This is a genomic window from Aerosakkonema funiforme FACHB-1375 (assembly GCF_014696265.1).
Lineage (GTDB): Bacteria > Cyanobacteriota > Cyanobacteriia > Cyanobacteriales > Aerosakkonemataceae > Aerosakkonema > Aerosakkonema funiforme_A.
On sequence record NZ_JACJPW010000024.1, the window covers coordinates 1 to 18,189 of the forward strand.

Below are 18,189 nucleotides of genomic sequence, written 5' to 3' on the forward strand. Positions count from 1 at the left end.
ATCTGTTCGTTTCCGACCTGTTCAGCGGGGGAGTGGGGGAGTGGGGGGGCGGAAGAATTAATATTTTCGCTTTTCCCTTTTCCCTCTCCCCTAACCCCGACGCCCTAACCCCTAACCCCGACGCCCTAACCCCTAACCCCGACGCCCTAGCCCCTTCTCTTATCGTCGTCGGCTACCGAAACCGGCACTGCGCCGACTACCAGAACCAAAGGAGGAACGTCCGCCGCTGCCAAAACTGGGGCTAGAGGATGGACTGGTGGATTTGCCGGACTGTCGTAGGGTACTGGAACCAAAACCGGAACCTGTGGGCCGATCGCTCGTGCTTGTCCCAGAAGGTTTACCGTAAGATGGTTGGCTGGAAGGATAGTTTCTGATGTTACCGGTGGTACGTAGAGTTTGTTGATTCTTGACCGCCGGTGGGGGCGCTTGGTAACGAGTTTGGTACTGTGTCACCGCTTGGTTATACGTGCTGCCATAGCCACCATAACCAGTCATCACGCTCGTGCCCGGTTGATAGACTGGCGGGACGTAGTACTGGGGTCTGAATAGCATATTGCCCACGATATTCCCCGCCACAGCACCGGCAAAGGGTGCCCAGAAGCCGCCGCTTTCTTGGCGCACGATTACGGTTTGAGGTTGTCCGGTTTGGGGATCTGGCCGAGTTTCAGTGACGGTGTGGACATATTCGATTTTGAAGTCTTCCGTCAAGTAGAAGGATGGTTTACCGTTTTCCACCTTGAGATAGCTCTTTTTACCGGCAGATACCTCTTCCGGTGTCAGCCTTGCCATTGCTAACTCTGTAGTGCGGTAGTTAGGGGGAGTACCGGCTGGAGTGTTGAGCAACAACAAGCTGTATTCGCCATTGACATCGTTATAGCTAGCCTGCTGCACGGGATACTCACCATCTTTTATCCTCGAGGCAGCAGACTGGGTGGGAATGTTCTGATTGTAGGTTTTGGTTGTGGTGTTGTTGCCGCCACAAGCAACTGTTGTGAGGCACAAGGTTAAAGTTATAAAGAAGATGGTAAATTTACGCATTGCAGATTTCTGAAAGATCGTGACAATTTTGCAACAAGCTCCGTAAAGCGAGTCTTCTACTTACTATGATGTCTGCCAGCAATCTTTTTCCAGCATCGGCTACAGAGGTATTAATTCTGGAAAATGCTGTAAAAGCTGGTCGGAAGTCAGTTCGTCTCCCAATTGAGCGGGTGACCAGTGGACTTGGATAGCCCGCAGGGTACCTTGATAGTGCAGATTTATCAATTTTTTCAAACCCGCTCTGAGAGCATTCATGTCAGCAAGATCGGTTTCTAGCTGTGCGGTTTCACCTTCATAGGCTACCGTAATCATGACAATCAGATTCCGAGTGACTGACAGGTATAAGGGATCGTTTGTTCTACCATATGAACCGCTCAGGTCTGGTTCGCCGCTTTTGTAGCGTTGGGCCGAGTCGGTAAACAAGTTGGTAAACTCGTCGCCCGCTTCGCCTTCGTTCCAAAATACGTTGCCTTCATTCGCAGCAGATGTCCAGTATGTGTCGTACTGCAACAAGCTTTCGCATATTTGTACGAGTCCTTCGCCCACGATTTGTAAGTCGCCTTCGGCGTCAATTGCCTCTCTTCCCACCCGATTGAGGACTCCCAGTATGGGGGCGACTTGTTCGCCGGCTAGATGGATAAATATGCGACAGACCGCGAACCTAGTACGGCCCATCATCTGCTTAAAGCGATCGCTCCATGCGTTCATTCCTTTTCTTTTCCTCCCAACTCAAGGCCAATGTTGCCAGCTTTAAGTTTCTCTTTACTTATTTTAATAAATTTTTACTCCAGATAATTATTTTTCCATGTAAGGAAAGTTTTTGATGAAATCGACGACTACGCTGGCCGAAGGTAGAGTATACTTTACAGGCTCAATTGAGGTGATTTGATCTGGATTGGCAAAGCTCGACGGTTTAACAAAACGTTTGCCAAACCGAGGGTGATGGTATATGTTCAAGGTTTGATCGCTAGAATTGGTCAGTACGGTTTGCGTAGGAGATTGAAAAAATTTGGTATTTTCAATATCGAAGCTATTTTTTAACAATTTGATTGCAAAAATCTTGCTCAATCCTTGAATAAGGGTGGCACTTAATTTTTGGAAACGTTCGGGTTCTTTAAGACCCAAATTATCCATTTCTTGAGATTGCAGCATCTGCATTAAGACAATGATATTTTTTTGGGTATGTTCGCTATCTGCAAACGGCAGAATGGCAACATAAGCAGTAGAAAATAAATGGTTATCGTTATCTATCACAAATGTTAGCAGAGTACGGCGACGGCCAACTTTAATACTGGGTGGTTGGGAAAGTAGCGGAAATTGTTGATTAATTTTATGGTAACAAGAAGCCAAGGCAAAGTGGGAGGCGTGGTCTAAGGGCGCGTCAATAATTATTTGGACTGTAGGTAAGGTTTGATGAAAAAACTTTCGCGCTTCGTCGGCGCTGAGGCGGTATACTTGAGAGCGATCGCCTTCCGGACTCAAATCTACCCACTCACAGGTCAAACCCTCAGTTTTCAGACCGAATCGCGAAACAGCATAAAGTTTTGCCCCGGTTAAAACCGCTCCTGATAAATCGGCACCAGTCCAATCTGCCCGAATCAATCGTGCTTGGGTGAGATCTGCATGAACCAAGCTGGCATTCAGTAAATTGGCATTACTTAAATCTGCCCCAATTAAATTAGCACCGCTCAATTTAGCATCGCTGAGATCGGCCCATCGCAAATTAGCGCCGCTGAGATCGGCCCATCGCAAATTAGCGCCGCTCAAGTTGGCTCCACTCAAGTTAGCGCAACTAAGATTAGTTTGTCTGAGTTCGGCATCTCTGAGGTTAGCGCCAGTCAGGTCAGTGCGGCTGATATCAGCACCGTGTAAATTTGCACCTTCCAAGTTAGCTGCTGTTAAACTAGCTCCCCTGACATTGGCTCCACTTAAATTAGCACGACTGAGATTGGCTTGTCTGAGTTTTGCTTCTCTGAGATCGGCACTGGTGAGGTTTGCCCCGCTCAGGTTTGCCCTGCTGAGTTCGGCTCGGATCAGTTCTGCTCGGATTAAAGCCGCTTGAATGAGTTCGGCTGCACCTAAGTCTGCGCGAATTAGGTTAGCTACGTTGAGTACAGCTCTGTTTAGGTTAGCCTGGGTGAGGTTAGCACCGCTGAGTCTGGCAACGTTGAGTTTTGCACCGCTGAGGTTGACCCCGCTCAAATTTGCACCGCTGAGGTTTGCTACGCTGAGGTTAACCCCGCTCAAATTTGCACCGCTGAGGTTGACAGCGCTGAGGTTTGCCTCGCTGAGGTTGAGAGCGGCAAAATTTCTTTCTCCCGCTGTGTATCTGTTTAAAATTTCTTGCACTTCCATTAGGGCTGCCTTATCCATAATATCGGCTATTTCAAAGAAAATTTGAATTTTTTAATCTGCCTTGTAACGAATATTTTATACATATTTTACAAGCAAAGAGAGATTTTACTCTTTGCCAATGCCTAGACTTCAAGGAAAACTTTTGATAAAGTCGTAGAGCACATTAATGGAGGGCAAAGATAACTTGTTTTTATTGATAGGTATTTTTTGGGCTGAACTTTCAATAACTCCGCTTGTAATAAACCTTTTTCCAAAAGTAGGATGATGGTATATATTCAACAATCTGTCATTAGAATTATTTAAAATTGTTTGAGTCGCCGATTGAAAAAACTTAGTTTTCTTTAAATTTTTGGGAAAATATTTTAAAAATTTACTTTTATGAATTTTATTGATTAATTCTATTAGATCGTCGCTAATTTGTTGAAGTTGATTTTTTTCTTGTACGGTAAGGCTTTCTACATCTTGTTCCCGAACCATTTGGAGCAAAGTCATAATGTTTTCCTGAGTGGCAGATGCGTCATCAAAAGGAGAAATCGCGACATAAGCAGTCGGAAATAATTGCTCGTCACTATCTATCCGCAAAATGATAGTGGTTCTGCGTTCGCCCACTTCAATACTGGGAGGCCGATTTAGGCTGGGATATTCTTGAGCGAACTGATAATAAATCGCAGCTAAAGCAAAGTTAGCTTCTCTATCCAAAGGGGCATCGACAATAATCCGGACAGCAGGTAATGTTTGATGAAAGAACTTACGCGCTTCTTCGGCACTAAGACGGTAAATTTGAGAGCGATCGCCATCCGGGCTTAAATCAACCCACTCGCAGCTCATGCCTTCTGTTTTCAGACCGAAGCGCGAAACAGCATAAAGTTTAGCCCCGGTTAAAGTTGCACCCGTTAAATCTGCACCAACCCAATCTGCCCGGATCAGATTGGCTTGAGTTAAATCCGCATGAACCAGACTAGCATTTAATAAGTTAGCATTGCTCAAATCGGCTCCGCTCAAGTTCGCTCCACTCAACTTGGCCTCACTCAAGTTAGCCCATCTCAAATTTACACTGCTCAGGTCAGCCCATCGCAGATTGGCACCGCTCAAGTCAGCACCGCTAAGGTCAGCCAGACCGAGATTGGTTTGTCGGAGTTCCGCACCTCGGAGGTCAGCACCGCTGAGGTCGGCCCGCGCCAAGTCAGCTCCGTGCAAGTTAGCTTGTTCTAAACTAGCTGAAGTCAGACAGGTAGCCCGAAGATTGGCTTCGCTCAGGTTAGCGCCATTGAGATTGGCGAGTCTGAGCCTTGCCTCTCCCAGATCCGCCCCTGTGAGGATAGCACCGCTGAGGTTGGCCCCACTCAGTTCGGCGCGGATCAATTCCGCTCTGATCAGAGAAGCTTGCTTGAGCTCTGCACCAGCTAAATCAGCTCGAACTAAATTGGCTACGTTGAGGATAGCTCCATTTAAATTAGCATTGGTAAGATTTGCGCCACTGAGTCTAGCGACATTGAGTTTTGCCTGACTGAGATTGGCTTCGCTGAGATTAGCACCGCTGAGATTTGATATGCTCAGGTTGGCTTCGCTTAAATTTGCCCCACTGAGGTTAACGCCGCTTAAATTGGCCTCACTTAGGTTAACAGCAGTAAAGTTTCGCTCTCCTGCTGCGTATTTTTTTAGAAATTCTTCTACTTGCATTAGGCTACCTTGCAAAGATACAGGCTAGATGGATACAACTGGAGGGGGAGGGTGTCCGCAGATTCGATCGATGGCCAACCATGTATAAATATTGGCATTTTAGACCCAGAACAGATTGGCAGGCTAAAGACGGCATTTCGCGATTGGCTGGCAAGAAAAAAGCGGATACTCCGCCTGTAATTGGTTCGATCTAATTTAGTTCACTGGCAGTGGTGCTGGAAAGAGCCAGTCAACGGCTAGCGATGAAGGCCCCAAACGTTACCGCGATCTGGTGTAGACTACAGCTGCTTTAGATGCCGCTAGTAGCAGGAACGTCAAGACTGCCTCACAAACAGTTTTGTATTCCTGTTTTAATTGTTAACCGCGATATGCTGGCAGTGCTAATCAGTCAATCCACACTCCCGTAGACTAGAAAGAGCGATCTTATCGGTGGACTGTGTATGTCCTTCTTTTCTCAACTTAAACGATTTCTAGTGGGTGAATCTTTACCAACCAGCGCTCATGACGAAGAAAGATTAAGTAAAGCCGCTGCATTGGCAGTTCTTTCTTCTGATGCGCTCTCTTCTGTAGCTTACGCCACAGAAGAAATTTTACTGGTGCTGGTAACTGCCGGAAGTGCTGCTTTGGCGTGGTCTTTGCCAATTGCTGTCGCGATCGTCCTTTTGCTGGGAATTGTCGTGCTTTCCTACCGGCAGACTATCCGCGCCTACCCTAAAGGCGGTGGCTCCTACATCGTTGCTCGCGAGAACTTGGGCTTAATTCCGGGACTGGTGGCGGGCGCTTCCCTGATGATCGACTACATTCTGACGGTGACGGTGAGCGTGTCCGCCGGCACAGCTGCTTTAACCTCAGCAATTCCCCAGCTGCGATCGTTCACGGTCGAACTTTGTTTGATTTTTATTTTCTTAATCATGGTGGCGAATTTAAGGGGGGTAAGAGAATCGGGTCGGCTATTTATGATTCCCACTTATGCGTTTATTTTCAGTATTTTTATCCTGATTGGTATTGGCTTTTACCAACAGTTTACAGGCCACGTACCTGCAAATTACCCAAGTATTCCCACCAAAGAATCAGTGAGTTTGTTTTTCATTTTGAATGCCTTTTCTAGGGGCTGTACGGCACTGACAGGAGTGGAAGCTATATCCGATGGAGTTTTAGCTTTTAAGCGGCCTGAGTGGAAAAATGCCCGCCTGACATTGTTGTATATGGGCGAAATTCTAGGCATTATGTTTTTGGGTATCACTCTTTTGGCAAATGCTTACCGCATTGTTCCACAGGAAGGAGAAACGGTAGTTTCTTTGTTGGGTCGCCAGATTTTAGGCGAACATCACCCATTTTATTACTTTATCCAGGTAGCCACGCTATTAATCTTACTTTTAGCGGCTAATACCAGCTTTGCCGACTTTCCCAGACTTTGTTACTTTTTGGCTCGCGATGGATTTTTGCCGCGACAATTAGCATTATTGGGAGATCGTCTGGTATATTCCAATGGAATTTATATCCTCAGTCTGTTTGCAGCAATTTTGATCGTTATCTTTAAAGGACAAGTTAACGCAATTATTCCCCTTTATGCGGTAGGCGTGTTCACTTCTTTTACCCTCTCGCAAGCGGGTATGGTGCGCCACTGGTTCCAAGAAAGGACTTCCGGCTGGCGAGCAAGCGCCTTGATGAACGGTATAGGTGCTATTGCTACCACAGTCGTTCTTGCTGTAATTGTGACGACTAAATTCCTAGAGGGAGCTTGGTTAGTGGTGGTGGCAATTCCTTTGGTTGTCAACTTATTTTTAGCTATTCGCCGTCACTATAAATATGTAGCAGAACGGCTGAGCATTCAGGGAGTAGCGCCTCGCAGTTATATTCCCAGACCGAAAGCGGAAATCGCTACTCACCCGGCGGTAGTTGTGGTCGGTCAATTAAACCGAGGAACGATTCAAGCGCTGGACTATGCACGCAGCATTGCCGATGAAATTGTGGCGGTTCATGTTGATATCGGTACTACCGATCGCGAAAAACTACAAAGGCGATGGCAACAGCTAGAAGCAGATATTCCGTTGGTAATTTTGGATTCTCCCTATCGCTCGGTAATTAGAACTCTTGTCGATTTTGTCAGCGCTTTTGAAGATAAGCACCCAGGCGTTTTATCTACGGTAATTATTCCGTCTTTTGTAACGGCGAATTGGTGGGAAGGCATATTGCACAACCAAACTGCCATATTCTTAAAAGCGGCTTTACGCGCTCACAAAAGTCGGGTAGTTACTACTGTCAGGTATTATCTGTAATCGAAAATTAGATGAAAATTGGTATTGTCGGATTGGGGTTAATTGGTGGTTCCCTAGCATTGGATTTGCGTAATTTGGGCCATAGAGTTTTGGGTGTCAGCCGTCGCGATCGCACTTGTCAGGAGGCGATCGCACGTCAAATTGTCGATGATGCTAGCGTTAATTTGTCTTTGCTCGCTGACACCGATATTGTCTTTATTTGCACTCCTTTGGGAGCAATTATTCCAACTTTTGAGGCGTTAATTTCTCACCTTTCTCCCAACACAATCGTGACGGATGTGGGTTCGGTCAAAACACCGATTGTGAAAGCTTTAGCGCCAATTTGGCCTAATTTTGTGGGCGGACATCCGATGGCAGGTACAGCCGAAAGTGGTTTGGATGCGGCTATATCTAATTTATTTGCTGGCAATCCTTATGTACTGACACCAACAGAAACTACACCAACAAATGCGATAAAAGTAGTAGAAGAAATTGTGCGATCGCTCCAAGCAAAATTTTATATCTGCCGTCCGGAAGACCACGATAAAGCTGTGGCTTGGATTTCTCATTTACCCGTGATGGTAAGTGCTGGTTTGATCGATGCTTGTATGAGCGAAACAAATCCCAATGTGTTGGAACTAGCCAAAAATTTGGCTAGTTCTGGCTTTCGCGATACCAGTAGAGTAGGAGGCGGAAATCCGGAGTTAGGGGTAATGATGGCGCGGTATAATCGGGACGCTTTGTTGCGGAGTCTTCAACAATATCGCCAAAGTCTCGATCGTCTGATTGCTGATATCGAGCGGGAAGATTGGCAAGAATTGGAAGATAAATTGAAACGAAATCAACAGTCGCGTCCTGACTTTATCGCAGGGAAAAATTTTAGTTGATTGCCAATACCAAACCAGAAATTTATCGACTATGCCAAAGGAAATGTCAATTTCATCAGGAAAAATTCAGCTAGAACCCGGTATTTTATGGGAGCTAGTCATCAAGCAGACGGAACGCGGGATTAGCTGTGGCGCTCTGGAAACGATTCCCACGGAGTACGAGTATGTAGAAGCAGAAGGGATTAATTTCTTGGTGCGGGTTATATCCAATCTGGCACGTAAAGATGCTGCTAAAAAAAGCGTTTCCAAAAATAGCAATACTTCTAGTCAGGAATTCAATCCCTTTCTCCCATACGATAAAGATTTGTTTGTTACCGATATTTCTGACACTCACTTGTGTTTGCTGAATAAATTTAACGTTGTCGAACATCACCTATTAATTGTCACCCGCACTTTTGAAGAACAGGAAAGTTTGCTGACTTTAGAAGATTTTGAGGCGATGTGGGTGGTGCTGGATGAAATTGACGGTTTGGCTTTCTATAATTCTGGCAAGATTGCAGGCGCAAGTCAGCGACACAAACACTTGCAATGGGTTCCCTTACCGCTATCTCCCAGTGGTGAAAGAATTGCGATCGCACCGATGCTGGCGACGACTATCTGCGAAGGAGTTGTGGAGAAGATACCGAGTTTTCCGTTTGTCCACGCTTTAGTTAAATTCGATCGCCATGAAATGCCATCTCCCCAAGCAGCTGCAAAGAAGACACTGGAGTGCTATTTTAACTTGTTACGTGCAGTTGGTTTGCTAAATGATGAGAGCAATGGCGGCAATTCGCCGACTGGTGCTTACAATTTGCTCTCTACGCGGGAATGGATGTTAATTGTACCGCGATCGCAAGAGCATTTTCAATCCATCCCGATTAATTCTTTGGGATTTGCGGGTGCTTTGTTAGTTCGCAATGAGGAACAAATGAAAGTTTTGAAAGAGTTTGGCCCCCTGCAAATTCTTAAAACTGTAGCGATAGAGCAGCAATCGGTTGAAAATTCTATTCACTGCTAAGATTTTTCATTCTGAGGCAAGTAGTCAGAGCAATCCTTTGCTTCTTCAGTTAGAGCGGTTTCAGGGTGTACCGCACACTTGAGATGATAGTTGCCGGAAAAATATTGACAATTTCGGCAAGGTATGTCCTGCGATCGCTTGACGGAAAAAGGAATTTCATGCCTGCCAAGCGTCCATTTTTTATACATCATTAAGAAGACAACCGTGCAGGAGACGATCAGCGCAAAGGGAAGCGAAAATATTGCTGCATCGGGATTGCTTACTACATCAGGTTTTGCTGCATCTTGTTTGCTGCTACTGACGATTATCGACCCATAAGTTGTTTCTTTTGGGGTATTTTGTATGCCTGGTTCACGATTATACATATAATTTACCTCTGCCTAATCAGTAAATAGCCAATCATCTTCCCAAACTCCTATTTGGCCGATATTGTTTGACCGTGTAAGTAATATGTGGATAAGCAAAAACCTTGGCATTGTTGAGATTTATTTACTCAAAAGGCCATACTCTTATGTTTAGCAAAAAACAAAGGCTACTGTCTCTGCCTAAAGTTTGGCTTAGAAATGAAGCAGCTATATCTAGAGAGATAATTTACTTTTACTTAGCAAGTTAATTGATTGTTATTGAACGAAACATCTCAAATGATGATTAATAAGTGTAGTTTGGTCGCTACCGACAAACAAAAAATAGAGTTTTCGGCAGCTTACTTAGGGTTAAATATCAAAATTTCTGTTTCGATTCATCAATATTGGAAATTATTGATGAATCTTGGCATTCTCAGTTAGCCAAACATTTATACAGGAGGTCTCGAATTTCATCCGCTGGCAAATTTCTGCCGATGAAAACTAGCTGAGTGCTGCGTTTTTTCGTCGGCCATTCATCGGTATTCATATCATATCTTTTGCCGCTAAGCTGAAAGATATAGCGGAGATTACTTTCTTTAAACCAAACGATTCCCTTAGCGCGGAAAACATTTTTAGAGATTTTGTCTGTCAAGAAGTTTTGAAATTTCTCGACGATGAAAGGTCGATCGCTTTGAAATGACACGGACATAAAACCATCATTTGCTAAGTGGTCTGAATGATGATGGTGATGGTCGTGTTCGTGATGATGGTCGTGTTCGTGGTGATGGTCGTGTTCGTGATGATGGTGAGTATCGGTTGTTTTTGTGGTAGAATATGAATCTAGTTGAGCAAGTCCAACATCAAGAATTAAAGGCAGTTGAATTTTGCCATATTGCGATCGCAAAATTCTAGCCTCATTTTTGACACTCCCGATGTAGTCTTCCAGTTCCTTAACTTTTTCTTCCGGAGCTAAATCGGTTTTGTTGAGTAAAATGATATCGCCGTAGGCAACTTGATTAATCGCTGCTTCGCTCTCGAAATGCTCTGGTGTAAATGTCTCGGAATCTACAACGGTCAAGACGGAATCGAGTCGCGTCAGATCTCGCAGATCTGTTGCCAAAAATGTCATAATAATCGGCAACGGATCGGCAACACCTGTTGTTTCTATGACTAAGTAGTCGATGCGATCGCTCTTTTCCAGTACGTTATAAACTGCGTTGACCAAGCCATCGTTAATCGTGCAACAAATACAGCCATTGCTCAGTTCCATCATATCTTCATCTACGGAGACAAGCAACTGGCTATCGATATTAATGTCGCCAAACTCATTCACTAAAACTGCGACTTTTAAATTTTGGCAATTTTGCAAAATATGATTGAGTAACGTCGTCTTCCCACTGCCGAGAAATCCGGTAATTATGGTAACTGGCATTCCCCGTTTGGGAAGATCGAAAATTTCGTTTTGAGGTTTTGTGCTTGTGACGGTCATGGTTTTTGCCTTAGAGGAGTTAACTGCAAAACTAATAATGGTTCTCATTATACTTAATATTGACGATCGCATGGGAATAAGGCCAAAATTATTTTTGCCAAAGACAGGCGATCGAAAACTTGCGGCGGACAAGTTCCTAGCGCAGTATCAGCGCGACTTCTTGAGCAAAAGAAGTCAAAACAGATCGGTATCAGTCCTTTTGATACAGAGGATATTTGCCAAAATCATCGATTTTCGATCAATTTAATTTATCTGTGCAGCACTGAGATTGTGTGCAGCCACAGACAAGTTAGTAGCGCTGAATCCTTGACAAATAAATCAAAATGTGTTTATCTAGGTTGGCGATCGAAAAGTCTGCTGCTTCGGCAACATCCAGAATAACTGGCGATGTATTCTGGGTAGGAGCGCGATCGACAATGGGTATCGCTGCGACTGGGTGGGGGTGTTTGAATTGGCAAATCCTCAATTTTGGCTGAAGTCCTCTCTGGCTAAGCGTTTGGCTGACCTTGGTGTGGAAAGGGGTAGTCGCAATCTCTGGAACCATTGCCAGCAAAGGGTTTCAGGAAAAAATTTCGATCCCTACTTTACAAGCCGTTGGCTGAAATGCTATTCTTTATCTCGGTAGTCGCAAACGAACCTTGAAAACTTCATATTATCTGGGTTTGAGGATGTTGCAGTTGAAACCAACTAAAATCCCTTTCAGGGATTGAAACGTGGCATTGCCGTGGATGTGATCGATAGGAGCGTAGTTGAAACCAACTAAAATCCCTTTCAGGGATTGAAACGCACAGTAATCGAATGGACGGAAACATAAGATGCCTTTTATGGTTGAAACCAACTAAAATCCCTTTCAGGGATTGAAACAGCAAGAACAGGAAGAGTAGGACTCGATATATTAAAGTTGAAACCAACTAAAATCCCTTTCAGGGATTGAAACAGGGGTAATGTGAAAAAATAGCCCCTCTATACCTTTGGTTGAAACCAACTAAAATCCCTTTCAGGGATTGAAACGCAACCCACATTCAGCAGCCTCCAGTCGAGCTAAGAGTTGAAACCAACTAAAATCCCTTTCAGGGATTGAAACAATCCAGAATCGTTTGGTGACCGAGGAATTTAGCGAGTTGAAACCAACTAAAATCCCTTTCAGGGATTGAAACTTTCTGCCATTTGCATTGTTGTGCCGTGGCTGAGAAGTGTTGAAACCAACTAAAATCCCTTTCAGGGATTGAAACAACAGAGGCGAATGGCTTTCCAAACATCAAATCAGCGTTGAAACCAACTAAAATCCCTTTCAGGGATTGAAACAGTTACTGACATTGCCCCGCTCAAAAATTAAGGTGTTGAAACCAACTAAAATCCCTTTCAGGGATTGAAACAGTTTCTATACCCGGTGCCAACGGCGTTCGCAAGATCGAGTTGAAACCAACTAAAATCCCTTTCAGGGATTGAAACTTAATAATATCCTCGGCTGCCTCACCAATGACGCCAGGTTGAAACCAACTAAAATCCCTTTCAGGGATTGAAACTGTGGTTTGCTTTGGCCATTGTGCGGAGAACGCGCAAGTTGAAACCAACTAAAATCCCTTTCAGGGATTGAAACATGAATAGGGCTTTTCCAGCATTGGCTAGTCCACCAATACGTTGAAACCAACTAAAATCCCTTTCAGGGATTGAAACACCGCATCCATAATTTTACCAACGTTAATCATTGAGTTGAAACCAACTAAAATCCCTTTCAGGGATTGAAACTTTGATTAGATTAATGACAGTTTTCTTGCGAGCGGAGTTGAAACCAACTAAAATCCCTTTCAGGGATTCATATCCTATCCGGTAGCATCCGTTGCATAAAAAATCCCTTTCTTATAGCAACCGCCAAGGCGGTTAAGCCAACTCCAACTTTTACCTATGGTTCATAATCCCTTACGGAGTAAGCTTTTCCCTCTTCCCTCTTCCCTAGCCCCTAGCCCCTAGTCCCTAGCCCCTAGCTATATCTGCGTTCATCTGCGTTCATCTGCCTACATCTGCGGTAAAAAATTAACCCCTAATTCCCACAGATAATAACTCCCATGAGTCTTACACTACCGATATAACCGGACACGATATGAAATCCCGCATCGCAAATACAAAATCACTGTTTTTCAGCGAGACGATCGAAACAATGGGGACAGCAAACATCCTCCTGATAATAAGGCGAGTTTTTATCTTCTTCAGAAATGGGATGTCCGCAAGCAGAACACATTTCGTGAGTTCCCAACTCCAGACCCTGACTGAGGGCGACACGCTGGTCAAACACAAAACATTCTCCTTCCCAGAGACTTTCTGCTGGGGGAACTTCCGCCAAATACTTGAGAATACCGCCTTTGAGGTGATACACCTCAGAGAATCCTTGGGCAATCATAAAGGCAGTCGCTTTTTCGCAGCGAATCCCACCAGTACAAAATAAAGCTACTTTTTTGTGTTTGTTCGGATCGAGATTGTGGCGAACGTATTCTGGAAATTCGCGAAATGAGGCAGTTTGTGGATTTTTTGCGCCTTTAAAAGTGCCGATCGATACCTCGTAGTCGTTGCGCGTGTCGATCGCAATTACTTCCGGATCGGAAATCAGCTCGTTCCACGCCTGCGGACTAACATAAGTACCCACCTGCACAAGCGGATCGATTTGCGGCAATCCCAAGGTAACGATTTCTTTCTTCAGCCGCACCTTCATGCGATCGAATGGTTGAAAATCCCCATGAGATTCCTTATGCTCTAAGTCAACCAGGCGCGGATCGGAACGCAAAAACTCCAAAACCGAGTCTATCCCTTCCCGGTCACCTGCGATCGTACCGTTAATCCCCTCCGCCGCTAACAAAATTGTCCCCTTGATCCCCTGTGCCTGACAATGGGACAACAACGGCTCTCGTTTCTCCGCAAAGTCCGGCAATCTCACAAACTTATAGAAAGCGGCAACAACTTGGCCCATTTCCTTAATCGCACCGATCGAATTTTTCTGTACTACTTTACAAACTAACTTAACAGAGCTATTCTAAATAAGGTGCGCTTCCAAAAACTTTTGCTCGACTCTTGACAAAAAGGCAAGCGAAAAGCTAAGATAACAGAAGTGCTTAAAAAAAGTGCGTTTCGGGGGTATAGCTCAGCTGGTAGAGCGCCTGCTTTGCAAGCAGGATGTCAGCGGTTCGAGTCCGCTTACCTCCATAGTTTGAGAGATATTAACTGGTACACAACAGTACAAAATTGGTAGAAAAATTTTGTATGGTTGTCAATGGTTTAACTATAGTGAGAACAACTAGCGGTAGCCGAATGCGATCGCAACCCGTTCACCTAGTACTCGATCGGTACGCTATTTTGGTAAAAGCTAAGATCGGTCAAATTACTGCACCCAAACCAACCGCTACAGGCTCCCTACTTTTATCCTAGTAATATGGCTGCTGGTGATTTGACCAGTTCAGAACAACTCGCTCAACAGACAAAGGAAGTTATCATGAAGCACAAGCATCCTCACGTCTTAGCCTTTGTATCGCAAGGAAGTGTCGTACTTTCGACAGTCCTGTTGTCTGTCAGTCTTGCGATCGCTCAACCTACTTCCTCTAAGACAAAGGATGCGAGTGTTAGTTTAGCGCTTTCCCCTAGCGAAAGGCAAGAACTAGAGCAATTACGAGAACAGAGACGCATTCAAGAGCAAGTGAAAGCAGAGGCGAATCGCGCCTTTAGTGGGACAACACTCCTGTTCAACGTATTGCTGGGAACGCTGGCGATACTTTTGGCAGGTGCGCTCGCTGCTTTGTTCATCTTAAGGCGATCGGTGATGCGAGAAGTCACAGATCTCGTCACCAAACATCTCAACGAACTGGAAGACTTGCAGGGTAGACTTGCAGCTGCGAATCAAAAAGTGCAACACCTGCTGCAAAAAGCGGAAGATGTGGGAGAAGACTTAAGCGATCGCGCAGAGGATTTCCACCAAGAGATAGATGTCAAATTAGATAATATATCTGTAGTCTTAGCCGACTTGTCGCGATCGAAGCAACAGGCGTTCGCAGAACTAGAAACGCAAATCAAAGATGCGAAAACGGGGCTGGTAAAATTAGAAGATGAGTTTGCATCTCGCCTTTCCGAACTCGGTGTGGATGCAGCAGAGCAAAAAAGCTTAATCGTTGCGAATCTGGTAAAATTAAGTACTGAATTCGTTCCTCAACTTGATGAAATCCAAACATCTGTCTTAGCACAGAAACAAGCAGTATTGCAAAATATCGAAAGAACGGAAAGAGAATTAGCAATACAGTTGGCTGAAGTTCAGACTGATGTGCAAAAGCAACGCGATTTAACCATCCAAAACCTAGAAAGATTGGCATCGGAATTTGCACCTCAACTTTATGAATTGCAGACAGAAATTAGAGGACAGAAAGAATCGGTATTGCAAAATATCAAACAAGCTGGGTCGGAACTGGCAAATCAATTGTCCGCACTCCAGATAGATACGCAAAAGCAAAGAGATTCGATCCTAGATAAACTGAAAAAACTGGAGTATGAATTTGCTCCCAAACTGGCAGAAATTCAGGGAAATGCAGAACAAAGAATCAAAAAGCTGTATGAAGATGCCTTTGAGAACTTGGAAAAATTAGGCGTAAAGATGAGTTCTCAACTTTCCGATTCCCACTCGCACATCCAAGCGGAAATGGCGCAGGTACTGCAAAATATCAAAAATATCGAGACTGAATTTGCCGCTGGAGTTTCCGATTCCCGATCGGGTATCCAAGAAAAGCGGAAACAAGTGATTCATACCTTGGAGAAAGTGGAAAGAAGCGCGACGAATCAATTCTCTGTGTTCAATGCGGAGATGAGCGGCAAAAAAAATCAGACCGTAGAGAATATGGAAAGATTAAACGCAGAGATTAGCGATCGCATAGACCAATTCCAAAGCGAAATTCAAACAAGGAAGAATTTAACTATTCAGAATTTAGAAAGTGTAGAAGCTACATTTGCCGAAAAGCTGGCGGAAGTTTTATCCCAAGCGGAAATCGAAAAACAACAAATCCTGAAGCAACTGGCATCAAGTTCGCCGCTCTCAGTTGTAGAGGCAATTATACCAGAAGTCGGGCCAAAAGTCAAAGATTTGAGCGAACAATTAGAACGTCTGAAAGCCAATCATCCAGAGTTTTTCATGACGTGGAACGATTACGTCGATCGCGGCAATCTGCTATTCTCGGAAGGGCACTATGCAGAAGCGATCGCTAACTACGAACAAGCGATCGAAATCAAGCCAGATAATCCAGAAGCCTTATATCGTCGAGGTTTGGCTTTCTGGGAGTTAAAGGAATACGAAAAAGCGATCGCTTCCTTTGATAAAGCACAAAAATTCAAACCCGATGACGCCAGCATATGGTATCATCGCGGCTTAGCATTGAAAGAATTGCAGCGTTATGAAAATGCGATCGCAGCTTTTAATAAAGCAGTGCAACTGCAAGCGGACGACTGTAAAGCTTGGGTGCAAAGGGGTATGACTTTAGTGAGATTAAAACAACACGAAGATGCGATCGCATCATTTGATAAAGCGATCGAACTCAAACCAGATTATCAGGAAGCTTGGGTAAATCGCGGCGTCGCATTAGGAACATTGCAACAACACGAAGAAGCTTTCCAATCTTTCGATCGAGCTGTCAAAGTGCAGCCGGATGATGGGGTAGCCTGGTTAAATCGCGGATTGGCTTTGAGCGTGTTAGAACGATATGAAGATGCGATCGCTTCTTTCGATAAAGCCATTGAATTGAATCCCGAATCTCATAAAGCCTGGAACTATAAAGGTGAGATGCTGGTAAAATTAGAACGCGATCGCGAAGCAATTGAAAGTTTCGATCGCGCCTTGACTTTGCAACCGAAATATGCACCCGCATATTATAATAAAGCAGTTTGTTATGCTTTGCAGGAACGGGTGAAATTAGCGCTGGAAAACTTACAGAAGGCGATTTCTCTCAATCCCAAGTATCGCGCCCAAGCCAAAAATGACCCAGATTTTGAGTTAATTGAAAATTCTCGTCAATTCTGGCAATTGCTTGAAGGTTGAGACAAATTAGCAGTAGGTTGGGTCGATCTGTAGTTCAACCCAACTTAGGCAACCGATGTTCCCGGACATGATATTATGCGATCGCAAACTGCTATAATATTTACCCTTTACCCTTCCCTCTTCCCTCTTCCCTCTTCCCTCTTCCCTCTTCCCTCTTCCCTCTTCCCTCTTCCCTAGCCCCTAACCCCTAACCCCTAACCCCTAACCCCTAACCCCTAACCCCTAACCCCTAACCCCTAGCCCCTTCAGAAATTACCCAATAGTAAAGAGTGCATTCTTCTGGAAAAAGCAGATCGACCTTAGCCGCAGCCTTCCAGTCACCCATATCAAAATCGTGAGAAACTATGCGAGTACCGGACTTGAGTTGGTTAAATAATTTTGGTCTGAGTTTAAGATTGAGATGAGGTAACAGATAAAGGAAGACAACTGTAGCTTCGCTGAAATCACATTCAAACAAATCTGCTTGGCGAAACTGCACGCGATCGCATACCCCCGCTTTCTCGCTGTTCTCCTGTGCTTCCCGAATGCGTTCCCCATCGATATCGATCCCGACTCCTCTCGCACCGTACTGTCGAGCTGCTGCAATTACTACCCTTCCGTCTCCACAGCCGAGATCGTAAACAATATCGTCAGATGCGATCTTAGCTAGTGCGAGTGCGGCGTTAACTTGCTCGCTTTCTGTAGGAATATAACCGATATCGGGCTTGCGTTGTTTTAGATTTTGCATCAAAAATTTCCTTTGGCTAGTGCATACTTCTAGAAATTTCTCACCAGTAATGAGAAACAGGGAGGGAATATAATAAAACAAGTTGCCACCTATTAATTTTGAGGTATTTTTAAGCCTGTATGGTACGTCAGATAGCAGAATTTTCGGGGTAATCGTTAATTGTATCGCTATGATGAATAATAATAAATTTGCACAGATTGTGTGCGAAATAACAAATTTAATGGTTATACCTTACGGCAGATGTCGATCGCAAACCAGGAAAGTTAACCTAAACAATCTTTTCAAGTTGCGATCGAAGATATGAGATTCTTGGAAAAATTCAAACCCCAGGTAGCTGAAAGCTCACCCCCACAGGA

At 44.5% G+C, this 18,189-nt stretch carries 15 protein-coding genes, 1 tRNA gene and 1 CRISPR repeat array; of the genes, 7 read left to right on the forward strand and 9 right to left on the reverse strand.

Annotated elements, in window-relative coordinates; genetic code table 11:
* Positions 1–159: 159 nt before the first annotated feature.
* From H6G03_RS11235 to H6G03_RS11250, 4 genes are all read right to left on the reverse strand, one after another.
* Complete coding sequence (locus H6G03_RS11235; protein WP_190464465.1) at positions 160–1,038, reverse strand: hypothetical protein; 879 nt, start codon at positions 1,036–1,038, stop codon at positions 160–162.
* Between the two features lie 99 nt (positions 1,039–1,137).
* Complete coding sequence (locus H6G03_RS11240; protein ID WP_190464466.1) at positions 1,138–1,746, reverse strand: DUF1517 domain-containing protein; 609 nt, start codon at positions 1,744–1,746, stop codon at positions 1,138–1,140.
* An 87-nt stretch (positions 1,747–1,833) separates the two neighbouring features.
* Complete coding sequence (locus H6G03_RS11245) at positions 1,834–3,393, reverse strand: pentapeptide repeat-containing protein (RefSeq protein WP_190464511.1); 1,560 nt, start codon at positions 3,391–3,393, stop codon at positions 1,834–1,836.
* Between the two features lie 129 nt (positions 3,394–3,522).
* Positions 3,523–5,073: a pentapeptide repeat-containing protein gene (locus H6G03_RS11250; RefSeq protein ID WP_190464467.1), complete on the reverse strand. Its 1,551-nt coding sequence runs from the start codon at positions 5,071–5,073 to the stop codon at positions 3,523–3,525.
* Positions 5,074–5,513: 440 nt separating this feature from the next.
* Here H6G03_RS11250 and H6G03_RS11255 point away from each other — a divergent pair, with 440 nt between their 5' ends.
* From H6G03_RS11255 to H6G03_RS11265, 3 genes are read left to right on the forward strand one after another with little or no spacing between them, the layout of a single operon-like run.
* A complete protein-coding gene (locus tag H6G03_RS11255; RefSeq protein ID WP_190464468.1) occupies positions 5,514–7,352 on the forward strand; it encodes an APC family permease in 1,839 nt (612 codons plus the stop codon).
* A gap of 11 nt (positions 7,353–7,363) precedes the next feature.
* Complete coding sequence (locus tag H6G03_RS11260; RefSeq protein ID WP_190464469.1) at positions 7,364–8,218, forward strand: prephenate/arogenate dehydrogenase; 855 nt, start codon at positions 7,364–7,366, stop codon at positions 8,216–8,218.
* A gap of 31 nt (positions 8,219–8,249) precedes the next feature.
* Positions 8,250–9,215 (forward strand): ATP adenylyltransferase family protein, encoded by a 966-nt coding sequence (locus H6G03_RS11265; protein ID WP_190464470.1) that lies wholly within the window; start codon positions 8,250–8,252, stop codon positions 9,213–9,215.
* On the opposite strand, the gene H6G03_RS11270 is transcribed toward H6G03_RS11265, so the two are convergent.
* Positions 9,212–9,580: a hypothetical protein gene (locus tag H6G03_RS11270; protein WP_190464471.1), complete on the reverse strand. Its 369-nt coding sequence runs from the start codon at positions 9,578–9,580 to the stop codon at positions 9,212–9,214. The two genes, H6G03_RS11265 and H6G03_RS11270, sit on opposite strands and share 4 nt — an antisense overlap.
* Before the next feature lie 276 nt (positions 9,581–9,856).
* Here H6G03_RS11270 and H6G03_RS11275 point away from each other — a divergent pair, with 276 nt between their 5' ends.
* Positions 9,857–10,000 (forward strand): hypothetical protein, encoded by a 144-nt coding sequence (locus tag H6G03_RS11275; protein ID WP_190464472.1) that lies wholly within the window; start codon positions 9,857–9,859, stop codon positions 9,998–10,000.
* On the opposite strand, the gene H6G03_RS11280 is transcribed toward H6G03_RS11275, so the two are convergent.
* From H6G03_RS11280 to trhO, 3 genes are all read right to left on the reverse strand, one after another.
* The gene (locus H6G03_RS11280) at positions 9,993–11,048 is read right to left on the reverse strand and encodes a CobW family GTP-binding protein (RefSeq protein ID WP_190464473.1); all 1,056 of its coding nucleotides are present in this window, start codon (positions 11,046–11,048) and stop codon (positions 9,993–9,995) included. The genes H6G03_RS11275 and H6G03_RS11280 overlap by 8 nt on opposite strands.
* Before the next feature lie 289 nt (positions 11,049–11,337).
* Positions 11,338–11,592, reverse strand: a complete 255-nt coding sequence (locus H6G03_RS11285; protein ID WP_190464474.1) for a hypothetical protein — start codon at positions 11,590–11,592, stop codon at positions 11,338–11,340.
* Positions 11,593–11,724: 132 nt separating this feature from the next.
* Positions 11,725–12,870: a CRISPR direct-repeat array (repeat unit 37 nt; unit sequence GTTGAAACCAACTAAAATCCCTTTCAGGGATTGAAAC).
* 306 nt (positions 12,871–13,176) lie between these two features.
* Positions 13,177–14,010, reverse strand: coding sequence for an oxygen-dependent tRNA uridine(34) hydroxylase TrhO (trhO, locus tag H6G03_RS11290; protein WP_190464475.1), 834 nt, complete (start codon positions 14,008–14,010; stop codon positions 13,177–13,179).
* A 160-nt stretch (positions 14,011–14,170) separates the two neighbouring features.
* Between trhO and H6G03_RS11295 the strand changes: the two genes are divergently transcribed.
* The 3 genes from H6G03_RS11295 (at position 14,171) to H6G03_RS11305 (ending at position 17,106) form a co-directional block, all read left to right on the forward strand.
* Positions 14,171–14,243 (forward strand) — tRNA-Ala (locus H6G03_RS11295).
* Between the two features lie 57 nt (positions 14,244–14,300).
* Positions 14,301–14,465: a hypothetical protein gene (locus tag H6G03_RS11300; RefSeq protein WP_190464476.1), complete on the forward strand. Its 165-nt coding sequence runs from the start codon at positions 14,301–14,303 to the stop codon at positions 14,463–14,465.
* Positions 14,466–14,469: 4 nt separating this feature from the next.
* Positions 14,470–17,106 (forward strand): tetratricopeptide repeat protein, encoded by a 2,637-nt coding sequence (locus tag H6G03_RS11305; RefSeq protein WP_242060379.1) that lies wholly within the window; start codon positions 14,470–14,472, stop codon positions 17,104–17,106.
* 229 nt (positions 17,107–17,335) lie between these two features.
* Here the strand turns inward: H6G03_RS11305 and H6G03_RS11310 are convergent, their stop codons facing one another.
* The gene (locus H6G03_RS11310) at positions 17,336–17,833 is read right to left on the reverse strand and encodes a class I SAM-dependent methyltransferase (RefSeq protein WP_190464477.1); all 498 of its coding nucleotides are present in this window, start codon (positions 17,831–17,833) and stop codon (positions 17,336–17,338) included.
* Positions 17,834–18,189: the final 356 nt, after the last annotated feature.